This is a genomic window from Chromobacterium sp. FG22 (assembly GCF_057809415.1).
Map to the genome: position 1 here is coordinate 64453 of NZ_JBMDJX010000010.1, position 15870 is coordinate 80322.

Genomic DNA, 15870 nt, shown 5'->3' on the forward strand with positions numbered 1-15870 from the left:
TCAGGCGGCCAGCATGCGCCGGCGGGCGGGGCCGGCGTCGGCGTCGAAACCGGCCAGCTGCGCGCTGACTTCCAGCGGCAGTTGGGCCACATGGCCGCGCAGTTGCCGCAATAGCCACTGGAAGCGCGCCCGGTCGTCCTGGCGGCGGTATAGCTGCAACAGGGGAGGATAGTTGGCGGCGTCCTCCGGCCGGCTCAGCACCGCTTGCTCCAAGGTCTGGATCGCCATGTCGACCTGGCCTTCGTTGAGGTAGGCGTCGGCCTCGCCGCGCGCGTCCAGATTCTCGGCCGCCTCCGTCTCGGTCCGCCGCGTCACCAGCGGCCGGCGCTGAGGCGCGGCGGCCGGAGGCGCGCCGCTGAAGCCGAAGCTGCGGCCGATGCGTTCCAGTTCCGGCCTGTCCGGGCGTCGCGCCAGCAGGTCCAGCGCCGGATGGGCGCCCAGCAGCCAGCCGGCGTGGATCAATTGTTCCTTGAGGCCGGCGCCGTGTTCGCCCAGCGCCAGATGGAAGCGCCATAGCGTCCGCGCATAGCGCGGCAGCTGGCGTTGCCGGTAATGCGCGTGCAGCAGGTCCAGCAAATGCGTCAGCGAGTGGGGGCGCAAGGTCAGCGTCTGTTCCAGCGCCGCCGTCGCCGCCGCGTATTCCTGCCAGCGCAGCCAGACTTTGGCCTGACGCTCGGCCGGCAGCAGCGCGGCGATGGCGTCCTTCTCCCGCTCATTCAGCGGAAACAGCGGGGCGCAGCCGTGCAGCAAGACTTGCGGCCGTCCGGCTACGGGAGGCGAGGGTTGAGACGGATGGGCGGTGAGGACGGCTGCCGTGGTTTCCTCGGCGTCTTCCGCCGCCAGTTCCGGCGCGTCGTCGCCCAGGCGCAGGCCGATGGCCTCCGGCCCCCAGCCCAGCCTTTGTTCCGCCAGCACGCGCAGGGCCAGCTGATTGCGCTCGACGCGCAGACCGGCTTCCACCGCTTGTTCCAGCGCTTCCCGTCCGATCAGCGCCAGATCGTGCTGTCGTTCCAGCATCGCGGCGTAGTCGTCCAGCGCGCCGGTCTTGAGGTAGAGGCCGGCCAGCCGCAGCAACTGCTTGGAGGAGTGCGGCGCCTGTCGGTCCACATAGTGGCGCAGGGCCTGCGCCGCCTGTTCCAGATAGCCGAACTCGATGAAGATGTCGACTTCGGCGAGCGAATCCAGCTCGTCCACCTGATAGGGCTGCTCGGCGTCGCCGGCGTCCGTTGGGTCCGGCTCGGCCAAGGAGATGTCCTCGTCCCGCGCTTGCGCGGCGCGGTCGCGGCGAGCCTGCCAGCGTAGCGCGGCCAGCAAGGCGAGCAGGCCCATGGCCAGCGCCAGGCCGACGACCAGATCGACGGGGTTCTGCGGCAGCCAGTCAGTCATGGCGCGGCGCCTCGCGCGACGGCGGCGTGAAATCGGCGGGGCCGATCAGATCGGTGCCGCATTCCAGGGTTTCGAACCAATCCAGAAAACGCTTCACCATGGGCTTGCCCTGGAAGGAGCCGCCGTGTTGCGGCACGATCCATTCGATGTCCAGCCGGCGGACCATGTCCACCCACAGCCGGCAGGCTTTGTTGTTGGACATATAGCGGCGATGGAAGGCGAGCATGTGGCTGTCGTGCAGGTGGGCGTCGAAGTCGCTGACCGGCAGGCCGGCCGCGTGGCCGTCCATCAAGGAGGCGCCGATGTCGCCGGAGAACAGGATCTTGCTGATCGGGTCGTAGATCTGAAAAAAGCCGACCGTGTGCAAGTAATGGGCCGGCACGATTTGCAGGTCCGCGCCGCCCAGCCGCATCCACATCCCGCGCGGCGGAATCGCCACCAGCCGCCCGGCGGTGGCGCCGCGCATGCAGAAGTGGGGCAGGAAGCGGGTCCATTCTTCGGCGATGATCACCTGGGCGTCGGTGATCAGCAGCCAGCCGCCCACCGAGGCGATGATGTCCGGGTCCTGATGCGAGGCGAAGATGTAGCGGGTGTGGGAGGGCAGGAAGTAATCGGCCAGTTCCGCGATCAGGTGCTTGTAAGTGAGGTTGCCGCCGGGGTCCAGCAGAATGCCCTCGCCTTGGTCGATGATGGCGAACTGATTGGATTGTATGCCTTCGCCCTGCACCAGTTCGGTGAAGGCGACGCATTTGTGATTGCCGTCGTCGTAAAGCACCAATGCCATGAACCGCCTCGTCTGCTTGGCCCGCCCGCGAATGGACGTGTTATGCCGTAAGAATGCGCAGATATTATGCAAGCGGTATGGTTGGGGTCTTGACCTGGGTCAAGCTCACCCGGAAGGAATATTTTTACGCGGCGGTGACAGCGTCGCCATAAAGATGTATTATTTTTACATCTTTAAGCCGACCGGCGCCGAGTCGGCGTTTTTTACCCACAATAAAATGTATTAAGCACACATCTTTAGGAGCCCGCCATGTTGAGTCCCGAAACCCGCGCCCTGGTCAAAGCCACCGTTCCTGTGTTGCAGCAACACGGGCTGAGCCTGACCAGTCATTTTTATCGCCGCATGTTCAGCCATAACCCGGAGCTGAAGAACATCTTCAACCAGGGGCATCAGCACTCCGGCCAGCAGCAACAGGCGCTGGCCATGGCGGTGCTGGCCTACGCCCAGCACATAGACGACCCGTCGCCGTTGGCGCCGGTGCTGACCCGGGTGGCGCACAAGCATGTCAGCCTGGGCATCCGCGCCGAGCATTACCCCATCGTCGGCAAGCATTTGCTGGCGTCCATCCAGGAAGTGCTGGGCGAGGCGGCGACGCCGGCGCTGATAGCGGCCTGGGCCGCCGCCTACGGCCAATTGGCGGACATCTTGATCGCGGAGGAGCGAGAACTGTACCGCGCCAGCGCCAACGCCGAAGGCGGCTGGGCCGGCTGGCGGCCGTTTCGCATCGCGCGCAAGGTGGCGGAGAGCGAGGAAATCACTTCCTTCTATCTGGCGCCGGCCGACGGCGGCGCGGTGCCTGGCTTCCGGCCCGGCCAGTATGTGTCGGTCAAATGCTTCGTCGAGGAATGGGGGCTGGTCCAGCCGCGTCAGTACAGCCTGTCCGACGCGCCCAACGACGAATATCTGCGCATTTCGGTCAAGCGCGAGGACGGCGGCGAGGGCAAGCCGGCGGGGCGAGTATCCAATCTGCTGCACGCGGAAAAACGGGAGGGCGACATTCTGGAGCTGAGCGCGCCGCAGGGTGATTTCTTCCTGCATGAAGAGCGCGACGGCCCGGTGGTGCTGATCAGCGCCGGCGTCGGTCAGACGCCGATGCTGTCCATGCTGCGGCATTTGCTGAGAACCGGCAGCCGTCGCGAAATCCGCTACCTGCACGCGGCTCGCCACGGCGGCGCGCACGCGATGCGCGATGGTTTGCGCCAGATGCAGGAACGCCACGCGCAGCTGCGCGCCCATGTCTGCTACGAGGCGCCGCGCGCGGAGGACGTGTTGGACCGGGACTATCAGCAGCAGGGACGCCTGCAACTGAGCCAGCTGCGCGAGATGACGCTGCTGCCGGACGCCGACTATTATCTGTGCGGCCCGGTGGGCTTCATGCTGGCGCAGCGCGCCAGCCTGCTGGACTTGGGCGTGGCGGCGGAACGAGTGCATTTCGAGGTGTTCGGCTCCAACGCCGTCGGCGGCTGAGCCGCGGCAAGGCCCGCGCTCTATTGAGCGGCGGGCTTTAGAACCTGTTCAATGTCCGCCGCGCGTCCGCGATAGGGTCGGAAAGGGCCTTGAAAACAGTTTTAGAATGCTGGTGTACCATGTGTACACTTCGCTTCTTCAGCCATTTTTGCCTTGTCTCGCGCTGACTCGCGAGGCTTTGAACAGGTTTTTAAGATCATGCAATTGACCCGTTTTACCGATCTCGGCCTGCGCGTGCTGATGTATCTGACCTGGCAGGAAGAGGGGCCGTTGGCCACCATTCCCGAAATCGCCGCCCGTTTCGAAGTGTCGCGCAACCATCTGGTCAAGGTCGTCCACTTCATGGCGCAGCAGGGCTGGCTGCAGACCAGCCGCGGCAAGGGCGGCGGCTTGGCGCTGGCGCGGGCGCCGGAGCGCTACCGCGTCGGCGAGGTGGTGCGCACGCTGGAAGGACTGTCGCAGTTGATAGATTGCGCGGACCCGCCGTGCGCGCTGCGGCCGGGCTGTAGGCTCAAGGGCGCGCTGGACGAGGCGCTGGCGGCGTTTTTCCGTACGCTGGACCAATACACCTTGCGCGATATGATGGCCGCGCCCACCGGCGAGGCCATCGTCCGGCTGCATCGGCAGCCCTTGCCCATCTCAAAATGATGTTGGCGTATTTTGTTGAGATTCACATGGATTATCATTTGTAATATTTTTTGTATCTTATTGTCGTGAACGCGGCGGGTACTTACACTGCCCGCCATGCGTTATCCCATCCTTCTCCCCGTCGTTTTATTGTTGGCCGGCTGCGACGCGGCCGAATTTTCAAAAATCAGCCAATCCGCGGAAGTCAAAACCCTGGCCAAGGCCGGAGCGGCCGTGGTGCGCCAACTGGAGCAGGCGACGCGGCCCGCGGCCGAGGCCGGCGCGCCGGGCCGGGTCCAGGCGGCGCAGCTGGTCAGCGGCGTCAAGCAAGTGGGGCACCGCGATTTTTCCAACGCCAAGAAAGTGCTGCCGCGGGTGTTCTCCGGCATGGAGCAGGACTTCTATTGCGGCTGCGATTACCGCGGCAAGGCGGTGGATTGGGCGTCCTGCGGCTATGTGCCGCGCAAGTCCGAAACCCGCGCCAGCCGCATTGAGTGGGAACACGTGGTGCCGGCCTGGAATCTGGGCCATCAGCGCCAATGCTGGCAGCAGGGCGGCCGCAAGAACTGCGCGTCCAGCGATCCGGTGTTCCGCATGGCGGAAGGCGATCTGAACAATCTGGTGCCGGCGGTGGGCGAGGTCAACGGCGACCGCGCCAACTTCGCCTACGGCGCGTGGAGCCGCAAGCCGGCGACCATGTACGGCCAATGCCAATCGGTGACGGATTTCGGCAACAAGCGTTTCCAGCCGCGCGAGGAAGTACGCGGCGCGGCGGCGCGCATCACCTTGTACATGCACGCGCGCTACCAGCTGCGCATGAGCCGTCAGGACCAGCAACTGATGTGCGCCTGGGCGCGCCAGTATCCGGTTAACGCCTGGGAGCGCCGCCGCGACGCGCGCATCGTTCAACTGCAGGGCGAGGGCAATTTCCTGGTGGCGGAGCCGCAGCGGCTGGCCGAGCTGTGCGGCGCTTGAGCGCGGCGGCCGGGCGGCCTTATTTGACCGCGCCGTCCATGCCGCGCATGAAATAGCGCTGGCAAAACAGGAAGACCAGCAGCACCGGCGCGATGGTCAGCACCGCGCCGGCGGCCACCATGCGCGTGGAGGTGGCGAAAGCGCCCTTCAGGTATTGCACCCCGACGGACAGCGGGTAGAGGTCCGGGTTCTTCAGCACCACGCTGGGCCAGACATAGCTGTTCCACGACCAGACCAGGGTGAAGATGGCCAGGGTGGCCAGATAAGGCCGGCTCAGCGGCAGGCAGACGCGCCAGAACAGCTGCCAGTCGTCGGCGCCGTCCATGCGCGCGGCGGCGATGATTTCTTCGGGAATCTCCTCGAAGGCGTGCTTCATCAGAAAAATGCCGAAGGCCCCGGCCAAGGCCGGCAGCGCCACGCCGACGCGGCTGTCGTCCAGGCCCAGCCAGGACAGCGTCACGTAATTGCTGAGCACATTGGTTTCGCTGGGCAGCAGCAGGGTGGCGATGATGGCGTAAAACACCCACTGCCGGCCGCGGAAGCGCAGCTGCGCCAGCGCGAAGCCGGCGCAGCTGGAAACCAGCAGGGTGCCGGCGGTGGTCAAGGCGGAAATCAGCGCCGAGTTCCATAAAAACCGCCCCATCGGAATCTGGGTCCAGACTTCGCGAAAGTGGGCCAGCGACAAGGGCTCGGGCAAGCGCGGCGGGAAGTCGAACACCTGCTCGCCGTCGCCCAGCGCGATCATCAAGGTCCACCAAAACGGATAGCAGGCGGCGCAGGCCAGCGCCAACAACAGCAGATAGTCCGGCAGGCGCCGCAGCGCGCGCGAACGGGTTTGCCGGGCGGGGCGGGCAAGCGGGCTTGAGACGGCGGTCATGGCGGGCGTCCTGAAACTAGCGGTGGGCCGGGCGCAGCAGGCGGAAGTTGAGGCCGGCCAGCAATAGGCAGATCACGGTCAAGAGCAGGCCGGCGGCGGCGCCGCGGCCGAAGTCCAGCTGATCGAAGCCTTGGTGGAACATGTAATACAGCACGGTATAGGTGGAGTTCAGCGGGCCGCCGCGGGTCATCACCAACACCTCCTCAAAGGCCTTCAGCGCGTCCAGCGTGGAAATCAGGCTGCAAAACAGAATGGTGGGCTTCAGCATGGGCAGGGTGATGCGCCAGAAACGCTGCCAGGCGTTGGCGCCGTCCAGCAAGGCCGCTTCCTGCATTTCCGCCGGGATCGCCTGCAGGCCGGCGAGGTAGAGCACCATGTAATAGCCGACGCCGCGCCAGAAGGTGACGAACATCACGGAAAACAGCGCGATGTCCTCGTCGCTGAGAAAGCCGATTTCCTGCTGCGCCGCCAGCAGACGCAGCCAGCGCAGCGCGCTGTTGAGCACGCCGTAATCGGCGTACATCCAGTTCCACATGATGCCGACCACGGCGACGGTGGTGATCACCGGCAGATAGACGGCGGCGCGAAACAGCTTGACGCCGCGCAGCGGCCGGTTGGCCAGCAGCGCCAGCGCGATGGCGGCCAATTGGATGACCGGCACCACCAGCAGATAGAGCAGGGAATTGCGCAGCGCGCGCCAGAACACCTCGTCCTGCAGCAAATAGTCGAAGTTCTCCAGCCCCGCCCACTGCGGCGGCGACAGCAGATCGTAGCGGGTGAAGGCCAGATAGCTGCCGAACAGCAGCGGCCAAAAGGTGAACGCCGCCATCAGCAGCAGGGCCGGTGCCAGGAACAGCCAGGCGTTGCGGGCGCTGGATTTCATCGCGGCGCGCTTACTTCAGCTGCCGGTTCCAGAAGGCGGCCGCCTCGTCCAGCGCCAGCTGGGCGTCCTTGCGGCCGGTGACCGCCGCTTCCACGCTGTCCACCAGTTTTTTCTTCAGATCCGCCAGCCGCGGCACGCCGCTCAGGCTGAAGGTGCGGATGTCCGGCGCGGCCTTGGCGCCCTGGGCGCGGGCGACGTCGACCAGGCTGCCGCCGGCCTGGGTGAAGTAAGGATCGCGCAGCGCGGCGCGGGTGGAGGGGAAGGTGGCGCCGGTGACTTTGGAAAACGCCAGTTGCTGCGCGTCGCTGGTCAGGAAGCGGGCGAACTTGATCGCTTCGGCCTGGGTGGGCGCCGGCAAGCCCTTGGACACCGCCCAGCCGAACTGATAGCCGCCCTGGACCACGCCGGTGGGTCCCAGCGGCGCCGGCTGCACCCGGCTGACCGCGAAAATGGCGCGGGCGTCGGTCTGAGTGCGCCGCACCGCCGTGGGCGCGGTCTCCATCATCGCCAGCCGGCCGCTGTTGTAGAGCTTGACGCTGGCCTGGTAGTTGTCGTCAGCGAACAGGTTCTCCTTGGCCAGCGCGCCGGCTTTGTAGGCGTCGGCGTACTGGCGCAGCAAGGTCGCGTGCGCCGGGCTGTTGAAGACCGCCTTGCCGTTTTGCAGCAAGGGCAGGCCGCGGCCCAGCATGATGCCGTCGATCTGGCCCAGTTGCGGCAGCAGGCCGGGCACGCCGGTCTTGGCGCGGATGGCCTTGGCCGCGGCCAGCTGCTGTTCCAGGCTGAGCAGCTGGCGCGCCGGGTCCAGGCCGGCTTTGCGGAACAATTCGCCGTTGAGCACCAGCACGTTGACGTTGTTGTACCAGGGATAGGCGTAGAGCTTGCCGGCCACGCTGAGGTCGGCCAGCGCATTGGGCAGATAGCCGGCCTTGTCCGCGGCCAGCGCGCCGTCCAGCGGCAAGAGCGCGCCTTTCTGCGCGTATTTGTACAGCCGCGGCACGTCGTGGTTGATCAGCGCCGGCGGCTTGCCGGCGGCGATGGCGGCGTTGAGCTTGGTTTCGAAGCCCTCGTTGAACACGTCCACCCAGCGCAATTCGACATTGGGATGCTGCGCCTCGTACTGCTGCTTCGCCGCGGCGAAGTAGGCGTCGAACTGAGGCTTGAGCGAGTCGGTCCAGTACTCGACCACGATCTTGTCGGCGCGGGCCGGGCCGGCCAGGGCCAGCAGGCCGGCGAGCAGCAGCGGGGAGAGGCGCATGGGATGTCCTTATGGAGTGAGGAGGGGGTCAGTCGGCCAGCAGGAGCAGCGCGCCGGCGCAGGCGTCGCCTTGCGGCGAACTGAGGCGGCCGGCGAATTCCGGCGGCAGCCAATCGCGCAGCGCCTGGCCCAGGCCGCCGCACAAGGCCGTCGGCAAACTCTCGTCCGGATCCAGCGCCTTGGCGATGGACCAGGCGTCGCGGCCGGCCTGGCGCAGCAATTCGGCGGCCAGAGAGTCGCGGCGGCCATTGGCCACCACCAGCGGCGCCAACTGCGCGAACAGCGTGGGCGTGGCGCGGCCGTTCCAGGCCATCATCGCCTGCCAGTCGCCGCCTACATGTTTCAGCACCGCCCGGGTCAGCGGCGTGGCGGCCAGGCGGCCGTCCAGCGCCATCTGCGCGTATTGCGCGGCGCGTTGGCCCAGCCAGGCGCCGCTGGCTTCGTCGCCGCTGGGATAACCCCAGCCGCCCGCCTCGCGATGACTGCCGTCCGGATACAGCGCTTCGCCTATGCTGCCGGTGCCCAGCGCCACGATCACGCCGGGCCGGCCACCGTGGGCGCCCAGCAAGGTGGTGTAGCCGTCGGTGGCCAGGCGCAGACGGGCGTAGCCGGGATCGGCGGCGCGGAAGGCGGCCGCCCAATCGGCGTTGTGCACGCCGGACAGGCCCAGGCCGATCGCGCATCGCGCCGGCGGCGCAGGCGGCAGGTCGGCTTGGGCGAAGGCGTGGGCGACGACTTCGTTCACGGCGTCCCAGGCTTGCGGCACGCCGCGCGACAGCGCGGAGGGGCCGCCTTCGGCGCGGGCGAGCAGGCGGCCGGCGGCGTCGCTCAGGCAGACGCGGGTGCCGCTGCCGCCGCCGTCAACGCCCAGGCGGTATTCAAAAGCTTCAGTCACGGTGCTGTCCTTGGTCAAATGCGGGCGCCCGGCGCAAATCCCCGCAACATCATGGGTTTGCATGGCCGGCGTCCGATGCCATTAGAATTTTTGAAAATTCAATCATTACGATGGCATTTCGTCAAGTTGATTTATTTAATTGCGGCGACTGGGGCGCCTGGCTGTCGCCGCCGCCGCAACAAGGCCGGCGGACGCGCTTGTCCGCCCGGGGCCGGCTCGCCATACTGCCGGCATGAAATCCATTCCTGCAGGCCAGGACCCGCGCACGGTGGCGGGGACCAATCTGGAGCACGCCCGCGCGCACAACCGTCGCGCGGTGATCGAGACCATACGCCTGAACGGGCAGCTGACCCGCGCCGAAATCGCCCGCCTGACCGCCTTGACGCCGCAGACGGTGTCCAATATCGCGGCGGAATTGCTGGACGGCGGCATGCTGTTGGCCGGAGAGCCGATGCGTGAGGGCGCGCGCGGCCAGCCGGCGATACCCTTGAGCATCAACCCGGACGGGGCCTACTCGCTGGGCATTCAGCTGGACACCCAGTCGCTGATCGCGGTGGCGGTGGACTTGGCCGGTCAATGCCGCGCTCGAGTGGAGGCGCCGGTGAGGCGGCCGGATCCGCAACTGGCCCTGCCCTTGATCGAAGAGGTGGTGGGCCGGCTGCGCGCCGAGTCGGGCATAGACTGGGGGCGGGTGCTGGGCCTGGGTCTGGTGATGCCGGGCCCTTTCGGCGTCGAGGGCATGAGTTCGGTCGGCCCCACCACCTTGCCGGGCTGGGAGGAGGTGGACGCGGCGGCGCAGCTGGAGCGCAGGCTGGATCTGCCTGTCCTGCTGGAAAAAGACGCCACCGCGGCCGCCATCGGCGAGCGGCTGTACGGCCGCGCCGCCGCGCTGCGCAACTTCGTTTATCTGTTCATCGGCGCCGGGCTGGGAGCGGGCTTGTTCCTGGACGGGCGCTTGTACGCGGGCGTTCGCCACAACGCCGGCGAGATCGGTCACATGATCGTGATGCCGGACGGACGGCCCTGCGATTGCGGCAACCATGGCTGCCTGGAGCGCTATGTGTCGCTGCGCGCGCTGTATGAAACGCTGGGCCTGGCCGACGACGCGGAGCTGGCGGCCCGCAGTCTGCAGCGGCCGACGCCGGAGATCTGCTACGGCATCGAGCGCTGGCTGGCCACCGCCGCGCCGCCGCTGCGCCAGGCGATCAATATCCTGGAAAGCCTGCTGGACATCGAGGCGGTGGTGATCGGCGGTTTTCTGCCGCCGGCCTTGCTGGAGCAGCTGGAGCAGCGGCTGCATCCGCTGCCGGTGTCTATCCGGCAAAGCTGCGGCCCGCGGGTGCTGCTGGGCGGAGCCGGCCGCGACACGGTGGCGCTGGGCGCGGCGGCCTTGCCGATCTTCGACGAGTTCAATCCGCAGTACGAGGTCTTGCTCAAAGCTTGAGAAGCGGTTGGCGATCCAGCGCGCCGGCGTCACGGCGGATCTTTTTATGTCATTGGCTTGACCTGGCCATCGCGGCGCGTAAATATTGCCCATCATTAAAGCAAAACGCTTTATTTAATTGAACGGGGGCCGCGCCATGAAGATTCTGCTGAACCACATCGGTTTCGAACCGCAAGCGTCCAAGCTGGCCTTGTTGCAGGCGCCGGCTCAGGCCGCGCCGACGGCGCTGGTCTTGCTGGATGCCGAGGGGCGCGCCGCGACCGAAATTCCTTTGCAGCCGCAGGGCATGGCGGAGGGATGGCCGGAGTGGCATTACTGGCAGGCGGATTTCAGCGGCTGGACGCGGCCGGGCCGTTATCGGCTGTGGCTGCGGGACAGCGCGCCGCCGGTGATCAGCCATGAGTTCGAGGTGGGGCCGGGCTGCTTGGGCGGGCAGATGTTGTCCGACCTATTGCATTATTTCAAGTCGCAGCGCTGCAGCGGCCTTTACGACCAGGCGGATCGCGCGGCGCCGGAGTGGGGCGGCGAAGCGAGGCGGGACGTGCGCGGCGGCTGGTTCGACGCCTCCGGCGACTGTTCCAAATACCTGTCGCACCTGTCTTACGCCAACTTCATGAATCCGCAGCAGACGCCCTTGCTGGCTTGGGCGCTGATGGCCGGCCGCGAGGCGCTGCCGCCGCAGCCGCGCTGGTTCGACGAGCGCATGGTGGACGAGGCGCTGCACGGCGCGGACTTTCTGTTGCGGATGCAGCATTCGTCGGGGTTTTTCTATATGACGGTGTTCGACGGCTGGAGCAAGGCGCCGGAACAGCGCGAACTGTGCGCCTATTCCACTCAGCGCGGGCTCAAGTCGGGGCGTTTTCAAGCCGGCTTCCGCCAGGGCGGCGGCCTGGCGATCGCCGCGCTGGCGCGCGCGGCGGAATTGCCGCGCGACGGCGAGTTCGGTCGCGGCGATTATCTGGCCGCGGCGCGGCGCGGCTTCGCCCATCTGCAGCAATACAATGCGCGCTATCTGGACGACGGCTGCGAAAACCTCATCGACGACTATTGCGCCCTGCTGGCCGCTTGCGAGCTGTACGCGGCCAGCGGCGAGCCGGTGTTCGCCGACGCCGCCGACCGCCGCGCGCGGCGGATGTTGGCGCGGCAGGACGAGGCGGGCCGCTTCTGGATGGACGCGGAGCGCCGGCGCAGTTTTTTCCACGGCGCCGACGCCGGTTTGCCCTATCTCGCCTTGTTGCGCTTCGTCGCGGTGTTGCCGGCTTCGCCGTTGGCGAGCGCCGCGCGGCAGGCGGTTCGGCGGGGGCTGGAGGCCGAAATGGCGCTGACGGCGGCGGCGGGCAATCCTTTCGCCTATCCGCGGCAATGGGTGGCCCGCGACGGCGAGGAGGGCGCGGCGCGCTTTTTCATGCCGCAAACCAATGAAAGCGCTTATTGGTGGCAGGGAGAGAACGCGCGGCTGGCGTCGGTGGCCGCCGCGAGCTGCGCCTTGGCGGAGAGGGAGGAGGGGGACGCTCGCGCGGCGATGCTGAAGTACGCGCAGGGCGCGCTGGACTGGATTCTGGGGCGCAATCCCTTCGACGTTTGCATGCTGCAGGGCTGGGGTCGTAATAATCCGCGCTATGAGCCGGGCTATTACAACGCCTGCGGCGGGGTGTGCAATGGGATCACCGCCGCGCCGGGCGCGGACGAGGGCATCGCCTTCCTGAGCCCGGAACAGACCGATATCAGCCAGTCCTGGCGCTGGACCGAGCAATGGCTGCCGCACGGGGCCTGGCTGTTTCTGGCCCTGGCCTTGCGTGGGAGGGCGGACGGCGCTTGAAATGCGAAACGCCATCGGCAAGCCGATGGCGTTCTGTTTCAGCGGCCCCCGCTGCCGGGGGCGTCTGAGATTTACTGCTGCTGGGTGCTGCGCGGACCGCGATTGCCCTGATAGCCGCCTTCGCGGCGTTGGCCTTGGTAGCCGCCTTCGCGACGATTGCCGTAGCCGCCGCGACCGCCGCCGCTGCCCGGACGGCGATCACCGTAGCCGCCTTTGCCGCTGGTGTTGCGACGCGGGCCTTTCGGCGGGCGACGGGTGGGTTCCATGCCTTCGATCACGCCTTCGGTGATCTGACGCTTCAGGTACTGCTCGATGCGGCGCACTTTGTGGAATTCCTTGGACTCCGCCAGGGTGATGGCGGTGCCGTCGCGACCGGCGCGGCCGGTGCGGCCGATGCGGTGCACGTAGTCTTCAGCCTGTTTCGGCAGGTCGAAGTTCACCACGTGGGTGATGGTGGGCACGTCGATGCCGCGTGCCGCCACGTCAGTGGCCACCAGAATCTTGATGCGGCCGCGACGCAGATCGTTCAGCGTACGGTTACGCCAGCTTTGCGGCATGTCGCCGTGCAGGCAGGCGGCGGAATAGCCCTGGTCGGACAGCTTGTCGGCCAGTTCTTCGGAGTAGGCTTTGGTGGCGGAGAAAATCACGCACTGGTCGAAGCCGGACTCTTTCAGGATGTGATCCAGCAGACGGTGTTTGTGGTTCAGGTCGTCAGCGTACAGCAGGTGCTCTTCGATGGTGCCGCCCGAGGTCTCGGTGCGGGCGATCTCGATGCGTTGCGGATCGCGGGTCATCTTCTCGGCCATGCGGCCCACGGTGCCGTCCAGCGTGGCGGAGAACAGCACGGTCTGGCGGGTTTCCGGAGTGGCTTTGACGATGGTCTCGATGTCTTCGATGAAGCCCATGTCCAGCATGCGGTCGGCTTCGTCCAGCACCAGCATTTCCAGGCGGGAGAAGTCGATGCGGCCGGAGCGCATGTGGTCCATCAGACGGCCGGGAGTGGCCACGATCAGGTCAACCGGACGCGATAGCGCGCGGGTCTGATAGCCGAAGGAGGAGCCGCCCACCAGACAGACGGTTTTCATCCAGCGCAGGTCCTTGCCGTATTCCAGCGCGTTCTTTTCCACTTGCTGGGCCAGTTCGCGGGTCGGGCACAACACCAGTACGCGCGGGCCCTGGCCTTTGCCGGTGGAGCGCTCGGACAGCTTGGTCAGCGCCGGCAGCAGGAAGGCTGCGGTCTTGCCGCTACCGGTTTGGGCGGAAACCAGCAGGTCGCGGCCGGCGATGGCTGCGGGCACGGCTTGAGCCTGTACTTCGGTAGGGGAAGAGTAACCAGCGGCTTCCAGCGCGCGCAGGATGGTCGGGGCAATGCCCAGGTCGGAAAAATGCATGATGTCCTTTCAAGCCGGAAACTGCCGGCGTCACTTGTAGCCAGGTTGGTGGCGGTCGGTTATACGGCGCCTTTAAGCCGTAAATCATCGGCACTAACCTGACAAGCGGCGAACAGCGGTCCAGTCTGATGCGACATTATAAGCGTGGACGAAGCCTGGAAATGGTCAGGGACGATGAAGCAATCTCACTCGGGCTGAGGCGTGGTTTGGAATGCCCGGTGGAAACACAAGAGGCCGGACTATACGGTAAATCAGGCGGGTTTACAACTGTTTTTTCAAAACATGCCGGCTAAGTATTTGATTGTTTGCCGCTTGCCGCGGCGATTTTGCAAAAAAACTGTCGGAATCCGCAAAGACGACCGACAGCCAGGCTTGGACCAAGCGACGTCCGCTTATGGAGATTTGCTGGCTTCTAACTACACTTCAACGATGACGGGCCACGCGTGAAACCTTCGTTGAGGGCTGACAATGAGTGGAAAAAACAGATTCGCAAGCACGGACCGGGCTCACTCCTGGTTGATGTCCTGCTCCCCTGGCGCGGCCTATGCCGTTTGCGTCGCCTTGGCCCTGGCCTTGACTCTGGGCCTGGCGCTGGCGCTGACGGCGTGGCGCTTGCAGTCGCTGGCCGGGGAAAAGGCCGAACTGGTCGCCGGCCAGCTCACTTGGCAATTGTCGCCGGCGTTCGCCGCCTTGACGCGATTGGACACGCTGCCGCCGCCGGAGCCGGATTGCCGCGCCCAGACCCAGGCCTTGGCGGAATTGGTCCAGCGCACTTCGCTGGTGCGCTTCGCCCAGGCGCGCGGCGCCGGAGGCCTGCTATGTGCATCGCGGCGCGGCGCGGTTGCGGAGGCGGACGGCGTGGAAGGCGGGGCGAGCCTGTTGCCGGCCGGCAGCGGGCAGTTGTTGCCTGGTTTGCGGCTGGCGCATACGGCCGGAGTGCTGGAGCTGGACGCCGGCCCGCTGGTCGCGCAATTGGCCCTGGCCGAGCGCGAAGGCGTGAAAGTGAGCCTGCTGGCCGGAGGGCGGGCCTTGGCCGCCAACGGCGAGGTCAGAGAGCAGGGCCCGGACGCGGGCGGCGAGGTGGTCTGGGTGCCGTCCGCGCCGGCGCGCATCGGCGTGTTGGCGGCGCCGCAATGGGGAGCGGCGCCCTTGCTGGTGCTGAAAACCCAGTGGCTGGCCTTGTTGCTGGCCGCGGCGCTGGGCTGCGGCATCGCCTGGGGCGCGCGCCGCGGTTCGGGCGGGCGCAAGGCGACGGGGTGGGAGATCTCCGAGGGCATTCGGCAAAAAGAGTTCTTCGCTCATTACCAGCCCATCGTCACCGCGGCCAGCGGCGAATGCGTCGGCGTGGAAGTGCTGGCGCGCTGGCGGCACCCGGTGCAGGGCAATGTGCGCTCCGAGCTATTCATCCAGACGGCGATCGAGGCCGGCTTGATCGTGTCGCTGACGCGCTACATGTTGCGGCGGGTGGCCGAGGAGTTGAAGCAGATCGTGCTGTCGCCCGGCTTTATGGTGGGGCTCAATATTTCCACCGAGCATCTGGCCTTGCCCGAATTGCTGGAGGATTGCCGGCCGCTGGTCAATCTATTGCGCGAGAAGCAGGCGCAACTGGTGCTGGAGGTGTCGGAGCGGGCGCCGCTGCAAGAGGCGTCCGGCGCGCAGAAGGTGATCAACGGTTTGCGGCAGATGGGGGTGAGGCTGGCGCTGGACGACTTTGGCGCCGGCTACGCCGACAAGACATATTTGAGCCGCTGGGGCTTTGATTATCTAAAGGTTGAAAAAGGCTATGTGTCCGCCTTGGGGCAGGATAGCCTGAAGGGCAATATTCTGGACGGCCTGCTCTTGTCCTCCAATGAAATGGGGGTGCAGGTGATTGTGAAAGGGGTGGAGACCCAGGGGCAGCAAAGCTATTTGAACGTGAAGGGCTTCGAGTATTTGCAGGGTTTTTACTTCGGCAAGCCGATGACCTTGAATCATTTCCGGCAGTGGCTGTATTCCGGCATCGCCGAAAGCCGTACCCGCCCCTCCGGCAAAAGGGAGGGCGGCGGCTGAAACCGGATCGCGGCTTGG

The 15870-nt window shown here is 66.4% G+C and carries 13 protein-coding genes; 6 read left to right on the forward strand and 7 right to left on the reverse strand.

Going from position 1 to position 15870, the window contains the following annotated elements:
• Complete coding sequence (locus ACODSD_RS11910; RefSeq protein ID WP_488877453.1) at nucleotides 1-1386, reverse strand: type IV pilus assembly protein FimV; 1386 nt, start codon at nucleotides 1384-1386, stop codon at nucleotides 1-3.
• Nucleotides 1379-2170: an oxygen-binding di-iron domain-containing protein gene (locus ACODSD_RS11915; RefSeq protein ID WP_488877454.1), complete on the reverse strand. Its 792-nt coding sequence runs from the start codon at nucleotides 2168-2170 to the stop codon at nucleotides 1379-1381. Before ACODSD_RS11915 ends, ACODSD_RS11910 begins: the two co-directional genes overlap by 8 nt.
• Before the next feature lie 249 nt (nucleotides 2171-2419).
• Between ACODSD_RS11915 and hmpA the strand changes: the two genes are divergently transcribed.
• From hmpA to ACODSD_RS11930, 3 genes are all read left to right on the forward strand, one after another.
• On the forward strand, nucleotides 2420-3637 hold the full coding sequence (hmpA, locus tag ACODSD_RS11920) for an NO-inducible flavohemoprotein (protein WP_488877455.1): 1218 nt from the start codon (nucleotides 2420-2422) through the stop codon (nucleotides 3635-3637).
• Nucleotides 3638-3835: 198 nt separating this feature from the next.
• Nucleotides 3836-4285, forward strand: coding sequence for an Rrf2 family transcriptional regulator (locus ACODSD_RS11925; RefSeq protein ID WP_488877456.1), 450 nt, complete (start codon nucleotides 3836-3838; stop codon nucleotides 4283-4285).
• Nucleotides 4286-4381: 96 nt separating this feature from the next.
• Entirely contained in the window at nucleotides 4382-5239 is an 858-nt protein-coding gene (locus tag ACODSD_RS11930) for an endonuclease (RefSeq protein WP_107799633.1), read from the forward strand.
• A gap of 19 nt (nucleotides 5240-5258) precedes the next feature.
• Here the strand turns inward: ACODSD_RS11930 and ACODSD_RS11935 are convergent, their stop codons facing one another.
• The 4 genes from ACODSD_RS11935 to ACODSD_RS11950 are packed head-to-tail and all read right to left on the reverse strand — an operon-like array spanning nucleotide 5259 to nucleotide 9149.
• A complete protein-coding gene (locus tag ACODSD_RS11935; RefSeq protein ID WP_488877457.1) occupies nucleotides 5259-6116 on the reverse strand; it encodes a carbohydrate ABC transporter permease in 858 nt (285 codons plus the stop codon).
• 16 nt (nucleotides 6117-6132) lie between these two features.
• Complete coding sequence (locus tag ACODSD_RS11940; RefSeq protein WP_227107899.1) at nucleotides 6133-6999, reverse strand: carbohydrate ABC transporter permease; 867 nt, start codon at nucleotides 6997-6999, stop codon at nucleotides 6133-6135.
• Nucleotides 7000-7009: 10 nt separating this feature from the next.
• On the reverse strand, nucleotides 7010-8254 hold the full coding sequence (locus ACODSD_RS11945; protein WP_488877458.1) for an ABC transporter substrate-binding protein: 1245 nt from the start codon (nucleotides 8252-8254) through the stop codon (nucleotides 7010-7012).
• A gap of 28 nt (nucleotides 8255-8282) precedes the next feature.
• Nucleotides 8283-9149 (reverse strand): glucosamine kinase nucleotide-binding domain-containing protein, encoded by an 867-nt coding sequence (locus tag ACODSD_RS11950; protein ID WP_488877459.1) that lies wholly within the window; start codon nucleotides 9147-9149, stop codon nucleotides 8283-8285.
• A gap of 232 nt (nucleotides 9150-9381) precedes the next feature.
• Between ACODSD_RS11950 and ACODSD_RS11955 the strand changes: the two genes are divergently transcribed.
• Both ACODSD_RS11955 and ACODSD_RS11960 read left to right on the forward strand, forming a co-directional pair.
• Nucleotides 9382-10593 carry an ROK family transcriptional regulator gene (locus tag ACODSD_RS11955; protein WP_227107905.1) on the forward strand — a complete coding sequence of 404 codons (1212 nt, stop codon included), beginning with the start codon at nucleotides 9382-9384 and terminating at the stop codon, nucleotides 10591-10593.
• 136 nt (nucleotides 10594-10729) lie between these two features.
• Nucleotides 10730-12412 (forward strand): glycoside hydrolase family 9 protein, encoded by a 1683-nt coding sequence (locus ACODSD_RS11960; RefSeq protein WP_488877460.1) that lies wholly within the window; start codon nucleotides 10730-10732, stop codon nucleotides 12410-12412.
• A 71-nt stretch (nucleotides 12413-12483) separates the two neighbouring features.
• Here the strand turns inward: ACODSD_RS11960 and ACODSD_RS11965 are convergent, their stop codons facing one another.
• The gene (locus tag ACODSD_RS11965; RefSeq protein WP_107799626.1) at nucleotides 12484-13803 is read right to left on the reverse strand and encodes a DEAD/DEAH box helicase; all 1320 of its coding nucleotides are present in this window, start codon (nucleotides 13801-13803) and stop codon (nucleotides 12484-12486) included.
• A 519-nt stretch (nucleotides 13804-14322) separates the two neighbouring features.
• Here ACODSD_RS11965 and ACODSD_RS11970 point away from each other — a divergent pair.
• The gene (locus ACODSD_RS11970; RefSeq protein WP_488877461.1) at nucleotides 14323-15852 is read left to right on the forward strand and encodes an EAL domain-containing protein; all 1530 of its coding nucleotides are present in this window, start codon (nucleotides 14323-14325) and stop codon (nucleotides 15850-15852) included.
• Nucleotides 15853-15870 lie beyond the last annotated feature (18 nt).

Coding starts and splice junctions, on each gene's coding strand:
- ACODSD_RS11910 (WP_488877453.1), bottom strand. CDS start 1,386: ATGACTGACTGGCTGCCGCAGAACCCCGTCGATCTGGTCGTCGGCCTG.
- ACODSD_RS11915 (WP_488877454.1), bottom strand. CDS start 2,170: ATGGCATTGGTGCTTTACGACGACGGCAATCACAAATGCGTCGCCTTC.
- hmpA (WP_488877455.1), top strand. CDS start 2,420: ATGTTGAGTCCCGAAACCCGCGCCCTGGTCAAAGCCACCGTTCCTGTG.
- ACODSD_RS11925 (WP_488877456.1), top strand. CDS start 3,836: ATGCAATTGACCCGTTTTACCGATCTCGGCCTGCGCGTGCTGATGTAT.
- ACODSD_RS11930 (WP_107799633.1), top strand. CDS start 4,382: ATGCGTTATCCCATCCTTCTCCCCGTCGTTTTATTGTTGGCCGGCTGC.
- ACODSD_RS11935 (WP_488877457.1), bottom strand. CDS start 6,116: ATGACCGCCGTCTCAAGCCCGCTTGCCCGCCCCGCCCGGCAAACCCGT.
- ACODSD_RS11940 (WP_227107899.1), bottom strand. CDS start 6,999: ATGAAATCCAGCGCCCGCAACGCCTGGCTGTTCCTGGCACCGGCCCTG.
- ACODSD_RS11945 (WP_488877458.1), bottom strand. CDS start 8,254: ATGCGCCTCTCCCCGCTGCTGCTCGCCGGCCTGCTGGCCCTGGCCGGC.
- ACODSD_RS11955 (WP_227107905.1), top strand. CDS start 9,382: ATGAAATCCATTCCTGCAGGCCAGGACCCGCGCACGGTGGCGGGGACC.
- ACODSD_RS11960 (WP_488877460.1), top strand. CDS start 10,730: ATGAAGATTCTGCTGAACCACATCGGTTTCGAACCGCAAGCGTCCAAG.
- ACODSD_RS11965 (WP_107799626.1), bottom strand. CDS start 13,803: ATGCATTTTTCCGACCTGGGCATTGCCCCGACCATCCTGCGCGCGCTG.
- ACODSD_RS11970 (WP_488877461.1), top strand. CDS start 14,323: ATGTCCTGCTCCCCTGGCGCGGCCTATGCCGTTTGCGTCGCCTTGGCC.